Origin of the sequence: Corallococcus sp. AS-1-6, from assembly GCF_020037015.1 — a bacterium.
GTDB lineage: Bacteria > Myxococcota > Myxococcia > Myxococcales > Myxococcaceae > Corallococcus.
Map to the genome: position 1 here is coordinate 85,159 of NZ_JAIQDE010000030.1, position 21,420 is coordinate 106,578.

The following is a 21,420-nucleotide window of genomic DNA, read 5'->3' on the forward strand; positions in this document are numbered from 1 at the left end:
TGCGGCACCTGTCACCTGGTGCGCGGAAACACGTCGAATGGAGCGTCAGTCCGGACGCGTTCAACGCGCTGCCCGGGCAGCCTCCATGTGGAGCGGGAGACGGATGTCGGTGCGGACTGGCACGCCGTTGCCACGGTGGATCTGACTGGCCCGTGGCTCGCTTCTCAATCAGGTGAAGAAGGCCGTGGCCTCAGGTCCTCTCCAGACAGTGCGAAGCCCTTCGAGCATGTTGTCCGTCTCCCGGCCGACGCCAATGAAGAAGCACCAATACGGCGGCTCTTCCAGGCTGATTCTGTAGAGGTGCTTCAGGAGCATGGCGTCATCGTGGGTCACGCCGTGGCCCCATTTCCAGCGCCACAGTCCGGGGGCCGCTCCCGGCTGCTTCGTCCTGGCGCTTGAGGTCGTGTGCGCGGGACGCGCACGCGGCTTCGGGGGATACTGGTGGCCGGTGTCCCCAGGGAGGCGAGGACGGCGGTCATGCGCGGGTGGCTCATCGGTGGGGTGGCGGTCCTGGTCGCGTGCGGCCTCGTGCTGTTCTGGGCGCTGCGCTCCGGAGCACCTGCCACCCCCGCGGAGAACGGTGCGGCCACGCCCTCGCGGAATCGCCCCTCGAACCTCGCGCCCACACGGGAGCGCTCCGAACCCGTGGAAGGGCTCCCGACGTCGCAGTCCCCGAACGAAGCGGATGGCGTCCTGGACGTGGAGGTCCTCGCCGGGAGCACGCCTTCGGCCGGAACCACCGTGCGGCTCTATTCGCAGGGGGCTCGGGCGTCCACTTGGACGCTGACGGGCTCTGGCCTCACGGATCCGACAGGGCACGTCCGCATCGCCGCCGGTCCTGGCCGCTATCTCGTGGCCGTGCGTGCTCCGGACCGTGCACCCCTGCTGCGCGAGGCGGTCCGCCCTCTCGGTGAGCCACGCACGGCGCTGCGCATCTCCCTGGAGCCCGCGCAATCGCTCACGGGCCGCACGGTGGTGCGTGGAACGAATGAGCCGCTGCCACTCGTGGAGGTCGTCCTCACGGCGCACGCTCGCGAGCTGGAGGTCTGGCAGCGCGCGGACGCTCCTGAGGACGAGCGCGTCTACGCCATGAGCGACGAGCGCGGGAACTTCCGCGTCGATGGCCTCGCCCCGGGCACGTACCTGCTGGAGGCGCGGCCCCCCGGCTACGCGCGCGTGGTGCTGAGCCGCTTGCGCATCCCCGCGGAAGGCCCGCTGACGCTGGCGTTCCGGCTGGCGAGCGTCATCGAGGGCTACGTCGTGGACTCGAAGGGCCTGCCCGCCGCGAACGCGGAGGTGCGGGTGGAGGGCAAGCCCTCCCAGAGCGTGACGACCGGCGCGCAGGGCGGCTTCTCCGTGGAGGTGGAGCCCGGCTCCCACCTGCTGTCCGCGCGGCGCGGCGAGGAGACCGGCGCGCTCGACCTGCCGGTCCTCTGTGTCGCGGGCAGCACCGTGCGCGACGTGCGCATCCAACTGGGGCCGGGCGCGGTGCTGGAGGGCCGTGTCCTGGAGAAGTCCGAGGGCGCGCCCGTGGCCGGAGCGCGCGTCGAGGTCGGCCTCTCCGGTGGGGACGCGGACCCCGGCGTCGCCCTGTCGGACGGCGAAGGACACTTCGTCGTGCGAGGGCTCGCTCCCGGCAGCTACGACGCGAAGGTCACGGCCCCGGGCTTCTCGCCCGCCACCCGCTGGGGCCTGACGGTCAACCAGGGCGAGAGCTTCCCCGTGGAGTTCAAGCTCGCGCGCACCGGCACGGTGGAGGGCCAGGTGCGTGACCGGAACGGCGCGCCGGTGGCCGCGGCCCGGGTCTCGGGCGTCAGCATCGCGCGCGATGAGATGGAGGCGAGTGCCATCGACGCCCGCACCGACACGGAGGGCCGCTACCGCATCGAGGGGCTCGCCACGGGCCCCCTGTCCCTCTCCGCGCGCCATGAGGGGGCGACGACGGGCGTCCGCCAGAGTGTCTTCGTGGAGGCGAACCGCACCGTCCAGGCGGACTTCACGTTGGACGGCACGGGCACCCTGGAGGGCCAGGTGCGCGCGGCCCGGGGGGCGCTTCCGGACGCGATGATGGAGGTGACGGCCCTGGCGGAGGACATGCGGCAGGGCGTGACTCCAGGCCTGGGCCAGGTCGTCGTGGACGCGCGAGGTGCCTTCCGGATGGTGCTCCCTTCGGGCGACTACACGCTCCTGCTCACGGCGCGCGGCCGCTTCGACCCGGGCTCACAGCAGAAGGTGCGGGTGGACGCGGGAAGGACGACCCAGGTCGAGTTCACCTGGGAGGACAAGCGCGACGCGAACGAATACCGGGGCGTCGTCCTGGAGCCGGATGGCTCGCCCTCGCCCCGTGCCGTCATCACCCTCGCGTCGCCGGAGGAGCCGGGCATCCCCCTGTCCATGACGCCCACGGATGACGAGGGCCGGTTCGCCATCCCTCTCTCCCGAGGCGGAGGCTCCGCCGCGCGTCGCGTGCTGCTGAGCGCGCGCAACGGCGGACGTTCGAGCGAGCCCGTGTCCGTCACGGCCGACCGGGACGTGGTCGTGCGGCTGCGGCCCTCGGCCTTCCTTCGCGGCCGCGTGGTGCGCAAGGGTGAACCCGTCCGGGGCTTCACCCTGACCCTCCAGCTCCAGAAGGGCTTCCTCCCCAGGGGCACGGGGCCCCTTGAGTTCTCCGGCGACCGCTTCGAGCTGCGCGACGCTCCGCCCGAGCCCGTGAAGCTGATGGCACGCACGGTGGACGGCTCCGTCGGCGAGGCCCTGGTGTCTCCCGGCACGGGCGCGGTGCTCGAGGTGGAGCTCCCCGTGACGGCGCCTGCCTCCGTGCGGGGCCGCGTGGTGAGCGCGGCCACGAAGGCGCCCGTCCCCGATGCGTTCATCTTCATCGAAGGCGAGCCGTCCTCCCCGGAGCACATCCCCAATGCGGAGGGCCGCTTCTTCCTCGGTGGCGTGCGCGCGGGGGAGCGCGTCCTCGTCATCCAGGGCGGCCCGTCCCAGGGACGGCTGCGCCGGCCGCTGAAGCTGAAGGAAGGCGATGAGCTGGACCTGGGCGACGTCGCCCTGGAGGTGACGCAGCCCACGCCGTGAGGCGCTCAGCCCTGCTTGCGCCGCCATCCCGGCGGAGGCCCGTCGCGCAGCACCTCGGCCACCGCCACCGCGCAGGCGAAGCTGGTCGTCATGGGCACCTGCATCCAGCGGCCTCCCATGTAGAGCCTCACCTCCCGCTCCTTCACGACGTGGTCCACCTTCACGTCCGCGCCCACGCGCTCCATGAGGGCGGGGTCGCCCACGGACACCACCGACTCCAACTGCGCGGGCAGGGTGGGCATCCCGCCCGCGGAGGAGGCGATGATGGCGCCCCGCGCCGCCGCGCGGTCGGTGACCTCCCGCATGGACGCCTCCAGCGCGCGGTGGACCGTACCCAGGCTCAGGTTGAGCACGTCCACGCCCACCTCATCGAGCATCCACCCCATCGCCTCCACCAGGCACAGCGAGTGTCCTCGGATGTTCCGGTCGAGGACGCGGGCGACGTAGACCTCCACGTCCGGCCAGGGGCGGACCCGGTCGTGGAGGATGCTCAGGACGGCCGTGCCGTGCCCGTGCGTGTCCTCCAGGTCCAGCGTGCCCGCGCCGTCCCGCCACGCCTCCAGCTCCTCCCGTTCGTAGGCGCGCGCCTCCAGCACCTGCGCGTCCAGGTCGAGCGAGAAGGACGCCGCTCCCGCGAGGTGCATCGCGTGCTCGCGCAGGAAGGCCACCTCCACGCCGCTGTCGATGATGCCGACCTTCTTCACGGCGAGCTGCCTCCCGGCCGCGAAGGGCTCCAGTGCTTCAACTGCCGGAACACATAGGTGCCCAGCGACACGGACTCCGTGCGGGGCGGGACGGCGTCCGGGACGGACACGGTCAGGCGCACGAGCGAACCCGCGAGCGCCATCCCCGCGCCCAGCGCCAGGACGAGCAGGAGCGTGAGCGTGCCGATGCGCCGCACGACGAAGAGGCCCGCGTGGTCCGGGTCCTCCAGGAGCGGCAGCCGCGAGGGCAGTGGGCGTGGGGGCTCGTTCGCCATGACCGGGATCCTTCCTTCCGCCGCGTCAGGCGGCGTCCGCCTCGCCCAGGCCCGCGCGGAACAGCCGCTGATACGGCGCGCAGCGCGCGAGCAGCTCCGCGTGCGGCCCCTGGCCCACCAACCGCCCTCCCGCGAGCATCCACACCTCGTCGGCCAGGGGCGCGTTGGCCAGCCGGTGCGTGATGAACAGCACCGTCTGGCCGCGCTCCCGGGCCCGCGTGAGCAGCGCCCGCACGATGGCGGACTCCGTCTCCACGTCGAGCTGCGAGGTGGCCTCGTCCAACAACAACACCGGCGCGTCGCGCAGCACCGCCCGGGCCAGCGCCAGCCGCTGCCGCTGGCCGCCGGAGAGGCTCGCGCCCGCCTCGGCCACCGGCGTGTCGAAGCCCTGCGGCAGCGCGGCCAGGACGGGCTCCAGCGCGCACAGCCGCACGGCCTGCCGCAGGTCCTCCTCGCTCACGCCGGTGAGCCCCAGGGTGAGGTTGTCGCGCACGGTGCCGTGGTACAGCTCCACGTCCTGCCACACCACCGCGAGCTGCCGGCGCAGGTCGGACAGCTCCAGCGTCCGCGCGTCCTGTCCGTCGAACAGCACGCGCCCCCGGCCCGGCTCCTCCAGCCGCGTCAGCATCCGCGCGAGCGTCGTCTTCCCGGAGCCGCTGGAGCCGACGATGGTCACCACCGCGCCGGGGCGGATGCGCGCGCTCACCTCGCGCAGCACGTCCTGCCCGGGCAGGTAGCCGAAGGACACGTCCTCCAGCTCCACGCCGCCGGAGAGCCGCCGCGCCGGCGGAGCCGGCAGGGTCAGCGAGCGGGCCGGGTCCTGCTCCGGCGTCTCGTGCAGGTACTCGAAGAAGCGGCGCAGGTGGACCCCGCGCTGCTGCAGGCCGGTGACGAAGGCGATGGTCTCGATGACCGGCCCGCGCAGGTACGCGGCATACGCCACGAAGGCCACGAAGCCGCCCAGCGTCAGCTTGCCCTGGAGGATGAGCCGCCAGCCCAGCCAGGTGAAGAGCGCCGTCTGCGCGGCCTCCACCGTGCGCTCGAACAGCCGCAGCAGCCCCTCCACCCCGTGGGCCTTGAGGTGCGCCCGCAGCACGGAGCGCATGAGCCCCGCCGCGCGCTGGTACACGAACGGCTCCAGCGCCAGCACCTTCGTCGTGCGGCTCTGCCGCAGCGTCTCCACCTGGAGCGCCTGGAGGGCGCCGTGCACGCCCATCACCTCCTGCCACGCGAGCCCCATGGCGCGGCCGATGACGAGCGGCACCGCCACCACGATGGGCAGCGTGGCCACGGCCGCCAGCGCCAGTTGCCAATGGAGCGAAGCCAGGGTGAAGGGGATGACGACCAGGAAGGTGAGCTGGGAGAAGACCAGCCGGATCAACCCCAGCACCAGCGCCATGCCCGCCTTCGCGTCGTCGAAGCGGCTGGTGAGCTCCCCCACCTGCCGCCGGGAGAAGAAGCGGTCCGGCAGGTGCTGCAGGTGGTTGAAGAGGTAGAGCGCGGCGGAGCCCTCCAGCTTCACCGTGAGGTACGAGGAGTAGTAGCCGAACAGCGACTCCGCGAGCGCCGCCGCCACCGACGCGGCGAGGATGCTCAGCACCAGCACGTGCAACAGCCCCAGGTCCCGCGGGGACGACACGTGGTCGAACAACAGCCGCGTGAGGAAGGGCGGGATGAGCAGGAGCCCGGTGATGACCGGGCCCAGCAGCGCGCTCCTCGCGAGCGAGCCCCACGCGGGACGCAGGAGCCGCAGCATCGCGGCGAGATACCGCGCCGACTGCCGCAGCCCGGGGGCCCCTTCTGTCCGCATCGCGCCGCCCGCTTCCATCACAGGTGCGTGAGCACGCTCCGCGCCAGCGCGTCCACTTCCTCCGGGATGGCGTGGACGCGCAGGCCGGTGTGCTGCTCCATCTTCCGCCGCGCCTCCTCCAGGACCTCGTCCCGGACGCCCAGGAACCACGTCTCCGTCCAGCGGCTGCCCAGGAGCTTGCGCCCGCCCATCATCGCCAGCCCCACCACCGTGCAGGGCACCTGGTGCTCGCGGGCCAGCGACTCCACGTACTCGCGCGTCGCGATGACGTCCTCGGGCTTCGTGTCCACCGCCACGGTCAGCACCACCAGGCGCGGCAGGAACGTCTCGTAGATGTGCGTGGAGGCGTTGGCCCGGCGGTCCTGGCCCTGCGGCACGTAGAGCAGGCCGTTCTGCCCGCCGGTGATGACCAGGTCGCAGTCCTTCGCCAGGTCCGCCATGAGCCGCCGCTCGAACGCCAGCCGCTGCGGGCCCTCCACGCGCAGCACGCGCGAGTAGCCCGTGTCCGAGCCCAGCAGGATGCCCGTGGGCTCCGTGGCGTGGTGGCGCACGCGCACGTGCTTCGCCAGCGCCTCGCGCAGGTAGACCTGCGTGGTGAACTTGCCCTGCACCGTGTCCGTGCCGAAGACGCCCAGCAGGTTGCGCGGCCCGTAGTCCGCCAGGGCCGGCTTCGCGAGCGCGTCCTGCTCCGGCACCGCCACGCGGAAGAAGAGCCGCGGGTCCGGCTCCAGCCCGTCGAAGAGGTCGTAATAGAGGATGTCGTCGTACAGCGACACCACCGGCAGCCGCCTGCGCGTGGCCACCTCCAGCAGCGCGCGGACGTGCGGCACCTCCGTCTCGAAGTTGAGCGAGCAGGTGAAGACGACCGCGTCGAAGTCATGGCGCGCGATGGCCGCCGGGTCGTTCACCACGGGCACGGACAGCTCCCCGGCCTGGATGTACTCGCCCGCGTCGCTGAGCGTCACCGTGTCGTCGAAGACGACGCACGCCGGGGCCGGGCTCCGGTCGCGGAAGCGCAGGAGCGCGTAGCCTTCCTTGTTGTACTTGAAGACGGCGGTCCGCTTGCCCGCGAGCACCTCCATCACCTGCGCGCGCGTGTACAGGTGGCGGCTGCGCAGCGTGGGGTTCAGCTTGAGGGGCAGCCGCTGGTCGCCCTCCCAGATTTCACCCAGCTTCTGGTAGAGCACCTCCGGGTCGTACTTGGGATAGGTGCGGGTGTCCGGCGCGATGAGCAGCGGCACGCCGTAGTCCGGCATCTGGAAGACGTGCTCGGCCTCTCCCCCCTCCACGCGCAGCGCGTAGCGGCCCTGCGGGTGCAGGAGGAAGTACTGGAACGCGACGCGCAGTCCCGCGACCTCCAGCAACTCCGCGTCGAGCGTCAGCTCCCGGCGCGCCCCGGTGTTCACGCCCTCCAGCGACAGCCGGCGCAGGAGGAACGGCGGCTGCTCCTGCCCGCCAGACTTGCTCACGTGGATGAGCACGCACTTGAAGGGGTCCACCGGGAAGGACGTGAGCAGCTCCGGCGAGAAGTCCTTCAGCCGCGACACGACCTGCTCGTAACGCGCGAGGAACAGGGAGCGCGCCCGGTCCCGCTGCGTCGGATCCGGAATCATGAACAGCAGGTCGCTGCCGCTGAAGACCTCGAAGCGGCGCCACGTCTCGCGCGTCTCCGCGTCCACCGGCTCCGGGAGCTGCGCCTCCACCAGCTTGATGAGCGCGTACATCCACGCGTTGCCCGGCGTCAGCCAGTGCTCGCTGTAGAAGTCGCGCCCCCACGTCGAATAGTAGAGCCGGGGCAGCGACGGCGGCTCGGGCGGCGGCGGGGCGGCCTGGACTTCGACGGGCGCGGCGGGCTGCATGACGCCCTCCAGCCACTCGATGCCCTCGTGCCACCAGTGGCCGAACAGCTCCGTGTCGAACGCGAGCACGAACGTCCGCCCGTCCTGCACGAGCGCGCGGCGCGAGTCCAGCAGCTCCCAGAACTCGCGCACGTGCTGCTTCACCTGGGCGCGGGCGGCCTCCACGTCGTAGAGCGCCTTCTGGCCCAGGTCGACCTTCTGGCCCGTCACCGCCTGGTACTTCAGGCCCGTCCACACGTGCCCCCGCTTGTTCGCGGGCACGGGCACGCCCAGCTCCTCGAAGTACTCGGGCCGCAGGTCGAAGCCCACGTCCCGGAAGAACTCGCGGTACACCGGGTGCGCGGGGAACGTGGACTCGGGCGACTTCCACAGGTGCAGCCCGATGCGGTAGTCGTGGACCAGCACCTCCAGGCCCTCGTGGCGGAACACGCCGCTGGGGTCCTGGGGCTGGGACGCGCCAATGCCCGTCAGGCTGAGCGCGGTGCGGCGGATGCCATGGCGCGTGAGCACGCGCTCCAGCCCCGGCTGGAAGGCGCACTCGGGCAACCAGAGGCCGTCCGGCTCGCCGCCGAAGACGTCCTGGAAGGACTCCACGCCCCGCGCCACCAGCCGGTCCGCGACGGCGGGCTGGAAGAAGGGCAGGAAGTTGTGCTGCGGCGTGGAGGTCCAGAGCTGCACGTTGGACGGCCGATGGCGCCCCAGCGCGGCGAACACGTCCCGCAGGCTGTGCTGCTGGAGGAACGCGAGGCTGTCCTCCACGCGCCGCAGGTACATGCCCGCGGTGCGGTGCACCCGCGCGAGCGCCTCGTCCGACAGGGCCTGGGGGTACTTCTCGTAGCGGTTGTAGAGCTCCAGCCGCGACGTGCGCTCCAGCTCGCGCGTGGCGATGCGCTTCAGCAACTGGAGATAGCCGGTGTAGCGCTCCTCGCTGGCGACGAGCTGCTCGAAGAGGCACGGGGTGAAGGACATCACCAGCGTGCCGGCGAAGCGCTGGGAGTCCCAGCGCTCCAGCATCCGGAACAGCGGGATGTACGTCTCCGTCAGCGCTTCGAAGAGCCAGTTCTCCGGCTCATCGAAGAGGGGCCCCTCGCCCAACACCTGCGGCATGTGGGTGTTGAGGATCAGGGTGAGGCGCGTGTTCATGAGGGGACCGCGAGACGGGGGGAGGCGGGGGAGACGCGGGCCGCTAGCAGCCGAACGTGGAGCGGTCCTCGGCGGTGACGGTGCCGCCGTCCTCGCAGGTCCACTGGTACGTCCAGGAGTTCTGCCAGACGGCGCCGCCGCCGAAGGAGGGCACCATCGTCCAGGTGGCCCCGGCGAAGGTGGAGGTGCCGAAGCCCTGGACATCCGGGCTGCCCTGCACCGCGTTCAGCAGGTCACTGACGTTCTTGCGCGTGTAACGCATGGGAGTGCTCCAGGGGTGGCGTGGGAAGACCGCGAAGCGGGGCGCTAGTAGCAGCCGATCTGCGCCGCGTCCTCGAACGTCACCTGGCCGCCGTCCTCGCAGATCCGGTGATTCGGGTTGTAGATGTCCTGGAGGATGTTGCCGCCCGCGGACGGGGTGATGTTGTACGTGTAGCCGCCGATGGTGGACGTCCAGAAGCCCATCACGTCGGGGTTGCCCTGCACGGTGCCAAGCAGCTCGGAGATGTTCTTGCGGGTGTACCGCATGGTGGGGACTCCAGGGGATGAGGGGGAGATCAGCGGAGCCCTGAATCCTAGGAAGGGACGGAGGAGCCGGCAAGCCAGGGGAGGGTGGGGGCCTGGAAGTGTCAGGAAAGACGCGTGGATTTGTGTTTCACGGTCTCACCGGACCCACCGCTCGACGCCGGGGCGGCTCCCCACCCCGGCGCCGGCCCTGCCTACTCCCGCGCCTCGGTGAGCCCTGGCGGGCAACTGAAGGAGGCCGGCACGGACCACAGTTGGCCTACGTCGGCGTCGGTGAGGGCGGTGAAGAAGACGCGGCTGCCCACGCGGGTGAACGCGCCCGGAAACTGGATGTCCGCCAGCCGGCCCTGCGTCGCCACGGAGCCCCGGGTGAAGTAGGGGAAGACGGGCCCGAGCGGATCCGGCGCGCCGCCGAACAGGACCTGCCCCGTGCCGGTGGCGAACAGCGGGTAGCGGTACCCGTACTCCACACTGGGGTTGTCGAAGAGCTGGCGGGTCCCCGCGGCCGTCCCGTTCGTCACCCACAGCGAGATGTCCCTGGACACGGGCGCGTCGCTGCCAATGCTCATGAAGAAGTAGATGGCGCCGCCGGAGACCACGGCCGACCGCACCGCGGGGTACGCGTACTCGTCGGAGCCGTAGGGGTTGGGCAGGGTGGTGATTCCCGTCTTGCCATCGCCAGCCAGGGAGAGCCGGTCGATGCGCAGCCGCTTCGTCACCGGGTTGTCCACGGACGTCACGTAGACATACGGGCCCAGCGTCCCGAGCAGGTGCACCCGCCTGCCGAAGGCGTCCAGGCGGACGGTGCCCGCGGCGGTGCCGTTCGTCTTCCACACCTCGGAGTCGGGACCGTCCTCCAGGATGAACAACGGCTGCTCACCCGGGCGGCTCACCCCCGACAGGTAGGCGTTCCCCGCGTCCAGCCGTTTGACGGAGGTGGTCCCGGCGTGCGTGCCGTCGGTGCGCCACATCGTGGTGCCCGTGTCCTCGGAGAAGAAGAAGAGCAGCGCGTTGCCGACCTTCAACGTGTCGTTGCCCAGCCCCGTGAGCCCGCCGAAGTCCCTCACCCGCAGCGTGCCGGCCGCCGTCCCGTCGGACCGCCACAGCTCCGGCCGGGCCCCGTCTCCCGGCACCGGCACCCAGCGGAAGAACACCAGGCGCCCGTTGAGCTCCGTGGCGTTGGTCATCACGGAGCCTTCCGCGCCGGGGGTGATGTCCTTGACCAGCCGGGTCCCCCCCGTCGTCCCGTCGCTGCTCCACAGCTCCATGCCGGTGGCGTCGGTGCGGGCCTGGAAGAAGAGCCGGTTGCCCACCGCGACCAGGTTCTGGGGCTGATAGACGCCGGGCGGCCCCGGAAACGTCTTCAGCGGGAAGGTCCCCGCCTCCGTGCCGTCGCTGCGCCACAGGAGCGAACCGGTGTCGAAAGCGGAGGTGACGAAGTAGAGCGTCCCCTGGACGTGGGTGAGCTCCCCCATGAAGCCCGCGGAGCCCAGGGGCATGATGGTCGCCACCCGGGCCGCCACCCCTGGAGGGCACGCCTGGGCCGTCACCTCGCGGGCGCCGTCCTCCACCGCCTCCGGCAATCCCCCACAGCCCAACACCCCTGCCAGTCCCAACCACAGCAGGGCACACCCATTCCTTGCATGCATGTCCACACCTCCCGGTCCACGACGCTCGGAGGGTGGGACGCGAGGAGGTGTCCTCCAAGAGGCACCCCGAGGGGGGTGAGAGTGTCGTGGGACGGGGGCGGGAGCGCCCGTTCGTCCTCAGGGCTGCCGGCGAGGCAGTCCGAGGAGATAGGTGATGGTCATTCCGTTGGCGCGGTGGACGCCGCTGTGCCAGCGGTAGCCGTGGGTGTCGAGCCCCTCGGTCAGCTCCTCCAGGTCCTCCGGCGTGTAGGTCCGCAGCGACGACACCACGCCATCCCAGAGGATGAGCAGGGGGATGATGGGAATGAGGTAGGTGAAGACCAGCCGCCACCCGGAGCGCGGGCGGATGAGCGGGGTGAAGCCCCAGACCAGGGGGATGATGAGCAGGAGTTGGAAGAGGACGTACAGCAGCGAGCGCTGCGTGAGCTCGAAGGCGGCGATGGGCACGCCGCGCGTGGCGGCGTCCGCGAGGAGGGCCTTCGCCTGCTTCGGGCGGAAGTGGTGCAGTCCCTCGAAGAGGGTGCGCAGCCCCGTGAGCTCCTCCGGAACGCGCATCACGTCGACCGGCGCGTCGTGGTACCGCGCGCCCTCGGGCAGCTCCAGCGCCGGGGTGGGGTGGAGGTCGGTGAGCACCACCTCCGCCTCGCCGTGCACGCGGCGCAGCGCCGGCAGCAGGGTGCGCCAGGGGCCTCCCGTTCCCGAGCACAGGTCGATGACGCGGTTCGTGCCGGACATGCGCAGCAGCTCCGCCAACTGGGGGACCACGCTGTCGTAGGGGCGCGTCTTGTCGAGCACGACGTGCAGGTAGTCGACCTCGCCGCGGCGCAGCGGCGCGGGCAGCCACGACTGGTCGAGGAACTCGAAGAGGTGGAGCCGGGGGAGCAGTCTCATCGCCCGGAGGATAGCGCCTCCGCGGACCTTATTTGCTCACCGCGATGGACTTGCGGAAGAGCGCCAGGCTGTAGACGAAGAACCCCAGGCCCACCGCGCTCACCATCAGGAACTGCCGCCAGACGGCCCACAGCCCTCCGCCGCGGTAGATGATGACCTGCGAGAAGCTGACGAAGTGCCGGGCCGGCAGCAGGTACGTGAGGGCCTGAAGCCACTTCGGCTGGCTCTCCACGGGCGTGCTCCCGCCTGAGAGCAGCATCAGCACCAGGACCACCAGGATGATGAGCAGCGCGAACTGCGCCATCGAGCGGGAGATGGTCCCCAGGAAGATGCCGAGCGCCGTGGCGAAGAACAGGTAGAGCACCACGCCCACGAACCACAGCGCCACCGAGCCGGCGAACGGCACCTCCAGCACCAGGTTCACGACGAAGAACAGCGAAGCCCCGGTCGCGACGAGGATGACCAGGCCGTTGGCCCAGACCTTCGCCATGGCGATCTCGAACGAGGTCAGCGGCATCACGAGCAGGTGCTCCAGCGTCCCGTGCTCGCGCTCCCGGATGACGGCCGCGCCGGTGAGGACGACCGTCAGCAGGGTGATTTGATTGATGATGGCCACCACGCTCTTGAACCAGGACGACACCCCGTTGGGGTTGAAGAGCTTGCGGATGACCAGGTTGACGGGCTTCGGCCCCGTCTCCTCCGTGCGCTTGAGGAAGGAGGAGATGCGGTCGTTGAGGATGTTCTTGATGTAGCCGGTGCCGATGCCCGCCTGCTGCATGGCGGTCGCGTCGATGTTCACCTGGACGTCCGGGTTGCGCCCCGCGCGCAGGTCGTGCTCGAAGCGGGGCGGAATCACCACGACGAACATGAACCGGCCCCGGTCCATGTCCGGCTGGATGTCATCCGCGGTGATGACCTCCGGCGACTTGAAGCGGGGCGGATAGAACGCGTTGAGCAGCTCCTTGGACAACGCGGACCCGTCCTCGTCCACGAAGGCGATGGAGGCGTTGTTCACCTCGCTGGAGGTCCCCGTGGCCTGGACGTAGATGGCCAGGGTGAACGCATACACGACGAACACGACCAGCACCGCGTCGCTGAGCAGGCTGCGGATCTCCTTGAGCCCGAGCCACAGGATGTTCAGCAGTGAGTTCACCGCTATTTCTCCTGCTTTCTCAGGCCGAGGACGCTGACGGCCAGGAGGAGGGGGACGCACACGGCCAGGAAGGCGACGTCCCTCAGGATGAGGCCCGCGCCCAGCCCCTTGGTGAAGGCGCCCAGGCTGGCGTGCATGTAGTAGGTGGCCGGCCAGATGGAGCCGACGAGCCTGGCTCCTCCCTGGAGCGTGGACACCGGCTGCAACAGGCCGGAGAACTGGATGGTCGGCACGATGGTCAGGATGGCCGTGACGAAGACGGCCGCCACCTGGCTGCCGGTGAAGGTGGACGTCACCATCCCAATGCCTGTCGTCGCCGTGACGTAGAACAGCGCGCAGACCACCAGCGTCAGGAAGCTGCCCTTGATGGGGACGCTGAAGACGACCAGCGACAGCGCGGTCAGGATGAAGAAGTTGGCCATGCCGATGGCGACGTAGGGCAACTGCTTCCCGAGCAGGTACTCCAGCCGCCCCGTGGGCGTGACGTAGAAGTTGATGATGGACCCCAGCTCCTTCTCCCGCACGATGCTCACCGTCATGAGGATGGCCGGGATGAGCAGCAGCAGCAGCGCGGGGACGCTCGGCACGATGGAGTAGATGCTTTCGAAGGTGGGGTTGTAGACGTAGCGCTCCTCGATGTTGGCCGTGGACTTCCGCGCGCTGGCGGAGTGGAAGCCGCTCGCGGGATCCTGGAGCATCCGGCTGTGGACCCCCTGGACGTATTGCGCGACGGTGTCGCCACGGAAGGTCATGGCGCCGTCCACCTGCGCCAGCACCTCGGGGCCGGAACCCCGGCGGAGGTCCAGGCCGAAGCGCGGCGGAATCTCCAGCACCACCGAGACGTCGTCTGACTGGAGCCGGCGGAGCGCCTCGTCCGAGGACGTGGCGGGCGGAGTCGGGGCGAAGTAGGGCTTCGCCGCGCTGAACTGCTCCAGGTACGCGCGGCTCTCCGGGGACTGGTCCAGGTCCAGCGCGGCATAGCGGATGTTCTCGACGTCGGTCGTGATGCCGAAGCCGAAGACGAGCATCAGCACCGCCGAGCCGATGAAGGCGAACGCCAGCCGGACCTTGTCGCGGAGGATTTGGCTGGTCTCGTTGGAGGCATACGCGAGCAGCCGGCCCAGCCCCAGCCGGAGGCCGGCCCGGTCCGTCCGGGGCCCGGCCTGGGCCTGGGGCGTCGCGGCTCCGGGCGCGGGGGCGGCGGGCGTGTCCTTGCCCTCGGCGCGCGCCTTCTCGGCGATGGCGTCCTCCATGTAGCCGATGAAGGCGGTCTCCAGGCTGTCCGCGTGCCGCGCCTCGATGAGCTTCTGGGGGCTGTCCGCCGCCAGCACCTTGCCCGCGTTCATGAGGGAGATGCGGTCGCAGCGCATGCCCTCGTTCATGAAGTGCGTCGTCACGAAGATGGTGACGCCCTGCTTGCGCGACAGGTCGATCAACAGCTCCCAGAAGCTGTCCCGGGCCACCGGGTCGACTCCTGACGTGGGCTCGTCCAGGATGAGGATCTGCGGCCCGTGCAGCACGGCGACGGCCAGGGAGAGCCGCTGGCGCAGGCCCATGGGCAGGTCCCCGGCCAGCGCCTCCAGGTGCGCGCCCAGCCCGAACCGCTCGACCAGCTCCTCGATGCGCGCCTTCGCCTTGTCCGGGGGCAGGTGGTAGAGCCGGGCGTGCAGCACCAGGTTCTGCTGCACGCTCAGCTCGCCGTAGAGCGAGAACGCCTGCGTCATGTAGCCCAGGTTCTTGCGCACCTCCATGCTGCCCGCGTCCACGGAGCTGCCGAAGAGCTTCGCCGTGCCCTCCGTGGGAGGCAGCAGGCCGGTCAGCATCTTCATGGTCGTGGACTTGCCGCAGCCGTTGGAGCCCAGGAAGCCGAAGATCTCCCCCCGCTCGATGGACAGGGTGACGTGGTCCACGGCGGTGAAGGTCCCGAAGCGGCGGGTCAGCCCGTGCGCCTCGATGGCCAGCTCCGCGTTGCCCTGCGCGCGGGGCGGGATGATGATCTCCTTGTGGCCCCGGCGCTTCTCCTCGGGCAGGAGCGCGATGAAGCACTTCTCCAGGTCCTGGGTGCCCGTGCGCTCCATCAGCTCCGCGGGGGACCCCGTGGCCAGCACGCGCCCCGCGTCCATGGCGACGATCCAGTCCCACTGCTGCGCCTCGTCCATGTAGGCCGTGGAGATGATGACGCTCATGCCGGGGCGCCCGGCGCGGATCTCGTCGATGAGGGTCCAGAACTGCCGCCGGGAGAGCGGATCCACGCCGGTGGTGGGCTCGTCGAGGATGAGCAGGTCCGGGTCGTGCACCAGCGCGCCGCACAGCCCCACCTTCTGCTTCATGCCGCCGGAGAGCTTGCCGGCGGGGCGCTCCGCGAACCTCCCCAGGCCGGTGGCCGCGAGCAGCTCCGGGACGCGCACCTTGCGCTCCTCGGGGGACAGCCCGAAGAGCCGGGCCATGAAGTCCACGTTGTCGTAGACGCTGAGCTCCAGGTAGAGGTTCTTGCCCAGGCCCTGGGGCATGTAAGCGATGCGCGGGCCCACCTGGCGCCGGTGCCTCGCGTCCGCGATGTCCCCGTCCAGCACCAGGACGCGCCCCTGCTGCATCTTCTTGGCGCCCGCGACCAGGGCCATCAGCGTGGACTTGCCCACGCCGTCCGGCCCCACGATGCCCACCCGGATGCCGCTGGGGACGTCGAGCGACAGGCCGTCGAGCGCGACGGCCTTGCCGTAGCGGTGGGTCACGCCCTGGATGGAGACCACGAGCCGGCTGGAGAGGTGGGCCGGCGGCCCTGGAGACGTGGATGAGACCATGGCGCGGCCCTCCCGGGTCTGTGGGCTAGTGGGGTTCGGATTCCGCCGTGACGACGTCGCGCAGCCGGGAGGGCCACTTCGCGGAGGGGTCCACCTTCACGTAGCCGACGCCGCGGATGCCGGTCTTGATGCGCTCGACGTAGCGGCTGGCCAGCTCCCGGGGGACCTGGAGCTTCAGGCGGAACACCAGCTTCTCCCGCTCGCTCTTCGTCTCCACCTGCTTGGGCGTGAACTGCGCCTCCGGCGACACGAAGGACACGTAGCCGGGGATGGAGCGGTCGGGCTCGAAGTCGACGGTGAGGCGCGCCTCGGAGCCAATCCTCACGCGGGCGGCCTCGCTCGCGGGCAGGAAGATCTCCATGTAGACGTCCTCCAGGTTCACGAGCGTGAGCGCCGGCCCGCCGGGTGACAGCACCTCGCCGGGCTCGGCGAGGCGGTAGAGGACCCGGCCCGTCACCGGGGACCGGAGCGTCGCGTCGGCGATGCGCGTTTGAATCGTCGCGGCGTTGGCCTTCGCGACCGCGATCTCCTCGCGCGAGGTCTTCAGCGTGGCCTCCGCCTCCGCCAGGCTGGCGCGGGTGGTCTCCAACTGGCTCGTCCGGACGTCCAGGTCCCGCTGCGAGCCGGCGCCTTTCGCCACCAGCCTCCGGGCGCGCTCCGCCTCGATGGTGGCGAGCTCGATTTCACTCTTCTGCCTGACGATGCCCGCCTCGGCCACCGCCAGCTTCTCCTGCGTGGCCGCGACGTTCGCGTTGGCCTCCGCCAGGCTGGACTCCAGCGTGGTGGTGTCCAGCCGCACCAGCACCTGCCCGGGCTTGACGAGGTCGCCTTCGTTGACGAGGACCTCCTTCACCCGCAGGGGCTCCTTCGCGGCGACATCCGCCAGCTTCGCCTCGATGCGGCCGTTGCCCGAGACGATTCCCTCCGGCAGCGCGGCCTTCTTCCCCTTCCAGTACCGGAAGCCGATGAACGCGAGCAGCGCGAGGGCGACCAGCCCGATGACCCACTTGGATTTCCCTTTCGGCTTCCAGGGCATGGCGGACCCTCTATGGCTTGACGGGCTGCGAGCCCGCCTTGGTTTCTTGCGTCCGCGGCTTGGACAGCATGTCGCCCCAGTGGGTCCGCTGCTCCATCTCGGCCTGCATCGGCTCGGGCACGATGGGCTGGTCGCGGCGGACCTCCCAGCCTCCGCCCAGCGCCTTGTAGAGGGCGACCAGGTTCGTGGCGATGGAGGAGCTCGTCTGGACCAGGTTGTTCTGCTGCTCCAGGAGCGACCGCTGCGCGTCCAGCACGCGCTGGTAGTCCACGGCGCCCTCGCGGTACTGCACCACCGCGAGCTCCACCGACCGCTGCGCGGACTTCACCGCGGCCTGCTGGAAGGTCATGGCCTGCTGGGCGTGGATGAACCCCGTCAGGGCGTCCGCCACCTCCTGGGCCGCCTTGAGCACCGTGTTGCGGTAGTTGACCAGCAGTTGCTGGAACCGCGCGTCCTCGACACGCACCCCGTTCTTCAGGCGGCCGTAGTTGAGGAAGGGAAAGACGATGCGGGGACCCACGGAATAGAAGAGGCTGCCCAGGGAGAAGAGGTTGCTGGAGGCCGCGGCGCTGGTGCTCGCCTGCAGCCCGATGGTCCCGAAGAGGGAGAAGCTCGGGTAGAGCTCCGCCTCCGCGATGCCAATCCGCGCGCACTGCGCGGCGGCGTACAGCTCCGCGCCGCGGACATCCGGGCGCCGCCGCAGGATCTCCGCCGGCATGCCAATGGCCACCGTCGCGGGCGCCACCGGGATCCGCTTGGGGCCCGCCAGCAGCGCCTCCACCTCGCCCGTGGGCTGGCCCAGGAGCGTGCTCAGCGCGTTGCGGGCCTGCTCCAGCCCTGCCTGCAGTTGGGGGATGGTGGCCCGGGTGCTCTCCAGCAGGGTGGAGGCCTGCGTCATGTCCAGCTCCGAGGTGGCGCCGTTGCTGAAGCGCGCCTCGGCGATCCGGAAGCCCTCCTCCTGGATCCGCGCGTTCTCCTGCGCCTGCTCGATGAGCACCTCGTACGTGCGGACCAGGACGTAGGTTCGCGCGACCTCCGCGGTGAGCGACACGAGCGAGGACTGGTAGTCCGCCACGGACGCGAGCAGGCCCGCGGTGCCCGACTCCACGCCCCGCCGGTACTTGCCCCAGAAGTCCAACTCCCACAGCGCGTCGAAGCCCAGTTGGTACTCCAGGAAGTGGCGGTCGATGGAGCCCAGGCCCTCCACGTCGAAGGGGTTGGCCGCGGCGGAGTTCTCACTGCGGCCCACGGCGGAGGCGCTGCCGCTGAAGGCCTGGACCTGCGGATACTGCCGGCCGGTGAGGATGGCCAACTGGGCGCGCGCCTCGACGATGCGCAGGCCTGCAATCTGGAGCGACAGGTTCTGCCGGGCGGCGAGCTCGACGAGCCGGTCGAGCGAGGGGTCGCCAAAGGACTTCCACCATTGGGTGTCGACCGCGTCCTGCGTCGACAGGCGTGGGTCGCCCTGGGTGCGCCACTCCCTGGCGACCGCGGCCTCCGGCCTCTTGAAGTCGGGACCGACCGCGCATCCGGAGAGCGCGGCGAGGACGCCGAGCAGCGGCACGGCGCCGACGAAGGACGCGAACCCCGGCTTCATCCCATGCATGGCGTTGGCCGTCCCCCGCATCCGCGACATCTCGATGGGCGGCGAGGATCCGCACGAGCGCCGGCGCGCGGAAGTACGAGGTGCCCGGCTCTGCCCCACGGGGCAACCCCCGGTGTCCGCTGGCTCAAGACAGACACGAACCCGGGGACGGCGTGGCTGTCGGGTGGACACGCTGCCCAATGGCACGCATTGCGTGCACCCGGGGGCCGCACAACCCTATGGCCATGGCACAGGACACCCACGCAGAGCCCCTGAAGCGCAAGGCGTATACGAAGGAGCTCCGCAAGCTCCAGGCCCAGCTCTGCCAGCTTCAGGACTGGGTCAAGCACACGCAGATGCGCGTCATCGTGGTGTTCGAGGGCCGGGACGCCGCGGGGAAGGGCGGGACGATTCGCGCCATCACCGAGCGGGTGAGCCCCCGGGTGTTTCGCGTGGTGGCGCTGCCGGCGCCGTCGAGCCGGGAGAAGTCCCAGATGTACCTGCAGCGGTACGTGCCGCACTTCCCCGCGGGGGGAGAGATCGTGATCTTCGACCGCAGTTGGTACAACCGGGCCGGCGTCGAGCCCGTGATGGGCTTCTGCACTCCCGAGGAGCACGAGCGCTTCCTGCTGGGCTGCCCCGTCTTCGAGCAGTACATGGTCGACAGCGGAATCCTCCTGCTGAAGATCTGGCTGGAGGTTGGCAAGGAGGAGCAGGCGCGGCGGTTCGCGGCGCGCATCGACGACCCCTTGCGGCAGTGGAAGCTGAGCCCCATGGACATCAAGTCCTGGAAGCGCTGGTACGACTACTCCAGGGCGAGGGACCAGATGCTGGCCGCGACGGACACGCCCTTCGCGCCCTGGCACATCCTGCGGTCCGACAACAAGAAGAAGGCGCGGCTCAACTGCATCCGCTTCCTGCTGGAGCAGCTTCCCTACGAGAAGGTGAAGCGCGCCAAGGTGAAGCTGCCTCCCCGCTCCAGGCATGGCGAGTACGACGACGCCGCTTCGCTCAAGGGACGGAACTTCATCCCCGAGCGGTACTGAGCGCCGTGACGCGGTGAACCCTGCGTCACGGCGCGGCGGTGTCCGGGACGCGCGGGAAGAAGGGCATCGCGGGGAGAATGGAGCCTCCTCGCGATGCCAGGCCCCGCGTCTTCAATAGACGAGGGCGATGTCCCTCAGCTCGGGGCCGGAGGCGCCACCCACGGAGGCCATGTCCGCGGTGGTCGCGGTGCGCGGGAAGAACGTGGCCGCGCCGGTCAGCAGGTTCACCTGGTACAGGACATGGGGACCGCTGGCCGCCGTGCGTCCCGCCACCAGCGGCAAGCCATTGTCACCCCCCGCGATGTCGAAGCCCGCCGCGCCGACGAACGTCACCCCCAGGGCGCCCACGTTGACCAGCGTGCCGTTGTTCGGCGGGTCTTGCCGGGCCAGCACGTGGCTGTTGCGCTCCAGGTCATACAGCGTCGTCGCGGTGGCCCCCGCCACGCTGTTCGTGTACGCGGCGCCGAAGACGGTCGCGGCCGGCGCGCGGTTGATGTCTCCGTCCGTGGTGGTGGCGCCGGTGTCCACGTTGATGCGCAGGTTCTGCCCCGTGTCGCTCACCACGCGCAGGCGGTCCGCCACCGGGTTGAAGTCGATGACGAACTGCGTCCCCACCAGGCCGGTGAAAGGCGCCGTCGTGTCAGCGGGATCCGCCGCCAGCGTGGCCTTCGCGGTGACCGCACCCGTCTGGGGCTCCACCGTGTAGAGCTTCCCGGCGGAGGAAAGGGCATACAGCTTCCGGTCCGCCGGGCGCGCGTCGATGCCGAGCAGCGTCTCGCCCGCGGGCACGCCCGTCAGGGCCACCGTCGCCGTCAGGGTATTGGGCGCGGAGAGCGCGGCCCGTACGAGCCGGCCGTCCGTGGTGAGGCCGTAGAGCGCGGGGGCCGTGTCCTGCTTCAGGGCCAGTCCCTTGAGGGGCTCCGTCGTTCCAATGACCGCGAGCTCCGTGGCCGCCCCCGCCGCCTTCTCCGGGGAGATGCGGAACAGACGCTGCGTGCCGCCCACCGTCAGCGCGGCGTAGCCCACGTTGGTGCAGGCGTCGATGTCGTAGCCATTCACCCCGGAGGCGTCCACGCCCAGGGGCACGGGGGCGGTGAGCGTGCCGTTGTTCGGCGGGTCCTGGAGGTAGACGGTGTCCGTCGCCGTATCCAGCACGAAGAGGCGGGTGCTGACCGTCTCCGGGAAGGAGTTGGTGTAGGCCGCGCCCGTCACCTGCGCGCCCGTGCCGCCGTTGATGTCTCCGTCCGTGATGGTGGCGCCGGTGTCCACGTTGATGCGCAGGTTCTGTCCCGTGTCGCTCACCACGCGCAGGCGGTCCGCCACCGGGTTGAAGTCCACGGCGAAGTCGGTGCCCGTCAGCGCGGTGAACGGGTTGTCGTCTCCCGCCATGGCCGCCAGCGTGGCCTTCACGGTGGCGACGCCGGTGTCCGGCGCCAGGGTGACGATGCGCCCCGCGCTGGTGAGGCCATGGAGCCGCGAGTCCGCCGGGCGGTAATCGATGCCCAGGAGCGACTCGCCCGCGTTCAGGCCCGTCACGTCCACGGAGCTCATCAGCGTGCCAGGGGTCGCCCGATTGAAGGACACGAGCTTGTTCGAGGCCGTCAGGGCGACGACGTCACCCACCATGACCGGGTTGGAGCCGCCATCCGTCCCGGCGTCCATCTCCGTGCCCGCGTCGGCGCCGGCATCCATGTCCGTGCCGGCATCCGTGCCGGTGCCCGCGTCCGCGCCTGCGTCCGGCCGGGGCGTGGGCGGGACATCGTCGTCATCATCTCCGCAGGCCGTGAGCATGAGCGCGGTGGCGAGCGCGGCGATGATTCGGTTCGGATTTCGGATGAGCGGCATGGTCTCCCCGGTGGGTT

16 protein-coding genes are annotated in these 21,420 nt (G+C 70.5%); 2 read left to right on the forward strand and 14 right to left on the reverse strand.

What is annotated here, in order from left to right; genetic code table 11:
* Positions 1-168 precede the first annotated feature (168 nt).
* Entirely contained in the window at positions 169-333 is a 165-nt protein-coding gene (locus tag K8612_RS32090) for a hypothetical protein (protein WP_223741120.1), read from the reverse strand.
* 144 nt (positions 334-477) lie between these two features.
* Here K8612_RS32090 and K8612_RS39400 point away from each other — a divergent pair, with 144 nt between their 5' ends.
* Positions 478-3,081, forward strand: coding sequence for a carboxypeptidase-like regulatory domain-containing protein (locus tag K8612_RS39400; protein WP_306799765.1), 2,604 nt, complete (start codon positions 478-480; stop codon positions 3,079-3,081).
* A 5-nt stretch (positions 3,082-3,086) separates the two neighbouring features.
* Here K8612_RS39400 and K8612_RS32105 read toward each other — a convergent pair whose 3' ends face one another.
* From K8612_RS32105 to K8612_RS32160, 12 genes are all read right to left on the reverse strand, one after another.
* Positions 3,087-3,785, reverse strand: a complete 699-nt coding sequence (locus tag K8612_RS32105; protein WP_223741119.1) for a S8 family serine peptidase — start codon at positions 3,783-3,785, stop codon at positions 3,087-3,089.
* Positions 3,782-4,060, reverse strand: coding sequence for a hypothetical protein (locus K8612_RS32110; protein ID WP_223765030.1), 279 nt, complete (start codon positions 4,058-4,060; stop codon positions 3,782-3,784). The genes K8612_RS32105 and K8612_RS32110 overlap by 4 nt, the downstream gene beginning before the upstream one ends.
* Positions 4,061-4,085: 25 nt before the next feature.
* On the reverse strand, positions 4,086-5,870 hold the full coding sequence (locus K8612_RS32115) for an ABC transporter ATP-binding protein (RefSeq protein WP_223765031.1): 1,785 nt from the start codon (positions 5,868-5,870) through the stop codon (positions 4,086-4,088).
* A 17-nt stretch (positions 5,871-5,887) separates the two neighbouring features.
* Positions 5,888-8,872 carry a DUF1611 domain-containing protein gene (locus K8612_RS32120; protein ID WP_223765032.1) on the reverse strand — a complete coding sequence of 995 codons (2,985 nt, stop codon included), beginning with the start codon at positions 8,870-8,872 and terminating at the stop codon, positions 5,888-5,890.
* Between the two features lie 43 nt (positions 8,873-8,915).
* Positions 8,916-9,134: a hypothetical protein gene (locus tag K8612_RS32125; RefSeq protein ID WP_223741115.1), complete on the reverse strand. Its 219-nt coding sequence runs from the start codon at positions 9,132-9,134 to the stop codon at positions 8,916-8,918.
* Positions 9,135-9,178: 44 nt separating this feature from the next.
* Positions 9,179-9,400: a hypothetical protein gene (locus K8612_RS32130; protein WP_223741114.1), complete on the reverse strand. Its 222-nt coding sequence runs from the start codon at positions 9,398-9,400 to the stop codon at positions 9,179-9,181.
* Positions 9,401-9,591: 191 nt separating this feature from the next.
* On the reverse strand, positions 9,592-11,046 hold the full coding sequence (locus tag K8612_RS32135) for a hypothetical protein (protein ID WP_223765033.1): 1,455 nt from the start codon (positions 11,044-11,046) through the stop codon (positions 9,592-9,594).
* A gap of 117 nt (positions 11,047-11,163) precedes the next feature.
* Positions 11,164-11,937: a hypothetical protein gene (locus K8612_RS32140; RefSeq protein ID WP_223741112.1), complete on the reverse strand. Its 774-nt coding sequence runs from the start codon at positions 11,935-11,937 to the stop codon at positions 11,164-11,166.
* A 28-nt stretch (positions 11,938-11,965) separates the two neighbouring features.
* The gene (locus tag K8612_RS32145) at positions 11,966-13,090 is read right to left on the reverse strand and encodes an ABC transporter permease (protein WP_223765034.1); all 1,125 of its coding nucleotides are present in this window, start codon (positions 13,088-13,090) and stop codon (positions 11,966-11,968) included.
* A 2-nt stretch (positions 13,091-13,092) separates the two neighbouring features.
* Positions 13,093-15,891: a ribosome-associated ATPase/putative transporter RbbA gene (gene rbbA / locus K8612_RS32150; protein ID WP_223765035.1), complete on the reverse strand. Its 2,799-nt coding sequence runs from the start codon at positions 15,889-15,891 to the stop codon at positions 13,093-13,095.
* Positions 15,892-15,916: 25 nt separating this feature from the next.
* Positions 15,917-16,927 carry an HlyD family secretion protein gene (locus K8612_RS32155; protein ID WP_223765036.1) on the reverse strand — a complete coding sequence of 337 codons (1,011 nt, stop codon included), beginning with the start codon at positions 16,925-16,927 and terminating at the stop codon, positions 15,917-15,919.
* A 10-nt stretch (positions 16,928-16,937) separates the two neighbouring features.
* On the reverse strand, positions 16,938-18,533 hold the full coding sequence (locus K8612_RS32160) for an efflux transporter outer membrane subunit (protein WP_223765037.1): 1,596 nt from the start codon (positions 18,531-18,533) through the stop codon (positions 16,938-16,940).
* A 224-nt stretch (positions 18,534-18,757) separates the two neighbouring features.
* On the opposite strand from K8612_RS32160, the gene ppk2 reads away from it, so the two are divergent.
* Positions 18,758-19,558: a polyphosphate kinase 2 gene (ppk2, locus tag K8612_RS32165; RefSeq protein WP_223741107.1), complete on the forward strand. Its 801-nt coding sequence runs from the start codon at positions 18,758-18,760 to the stop codon at positions 19,556-19,558.
* 111 nt (positions 19,559-19,669) lie between these two features.
* Here the strand turns inward: ppk2 and K8612_RS32170 are convergent, their stop codons facing one another.
* Complete coding sequence (locus K8612_RS32170; protein ID WP_223765038.1) at positions 19,670-21,403, reverse strand: DUF4394 domain-containing protein; 1,734 nt, start codon at positions 21,401-21,403, stop codon at positions 19,670-19,672.
* Between the last annotated feature and the right edge of the window lie 17 nt (positions 21,404-21,420).

Bases quoted from the DNA above. Each gene is read 5' to 3' on its own strand.
- K8612_RS32115 (WP_223765031.1), bottom strand. From the start codon at position 5,870: ATGCGGACAGAAGGGGCCCCCGGGCTGCGGCAGTCGGCGCGGTATCTC.
- K8612_RS39400 (WP_306799765.1), top strand. From the start codon at position 478: ATGCGCGGGTGGCTCATCGGTGGGGTGGCGGTCCTGGTCGCGTGCGGC.
- rbbA (WP_223765035.1), bottom strand. From the start codon at position 15,891: ATGGTCTCATCCACGTCTCCAGGGCCGCCGGCCCACCTCTCCAGCCGG.
- K8612_RS32110 (WP_223765030.1), bottom strand. From the start codon at position 4,060: ATGGCGAACGAGCCCCCACGCCCACTGCCCTCGCGGCTGCCGCTCCTG.
- K8612_RS32135 (WP_223765033.1), bottom strand. From the start codon at position 11,046: ATGCATGCAAGGAATGGGTGTGCCCTGCTGTGGTTGGGACTGGCAGGG.
- ppk2 (WP_223741107.1), top strand. From the start codon at position 18,758: ATGGCACAGGACACCCACGCAGAGCCCCTGAAGCGCAAGGCGTATACG.
- K8612_RS32170 (WP_223765038.1), bottom strand. From the start codon at position 21,403: ATGCCGCTCATCCGAAATCCGAACCGAATCATCGCCGCGCTCGCCACC.
- K8612_RS32130 (WP_223741114.1), bottom strand. From the start codon at position 9,400: ATGCGGTACACCCGCAAGAACATCTCCGAGCTGCTTGGCACCGTGCAG.
- K8612_RS32120 (WP_223765032.1), bottom strand. From the start codon at position 8,872: ATGAACACGCGCCTCACCCTGATCCTCAACACCCACATGCCGCAGGTG.
- K8612_RS32155 (WP_223765036.1), bottom strand. From the start codon at position 16,927: ATGCCCTGGAAGCCGAAAGGGAAATCCAAGTGGGTCATCGGGCTGGTC.
- K8612_RS32125 (WP_223741115.1), bottom strand. From the start codon at position 9,134: ATGCGTTACACGCGCAAGAACGTCAGTGACCTGCTGAACGCGGTGCAG.
- K8612_RS32140 (WP_223741112.1), bottom strand. From the start codon at position 11,937: ATGAGACTGCTCCCCCGGCTCCACCTCTTCGAGTTCCTCGACCAGTCG.
- K8612_RS32160 (WP_223765037.1), bottom strand. From the start codon at position 18,533: ATGCATGGGATGAAGCCGGGGTTCGCGTCCTTCGTCGGCGCCGTGCCG.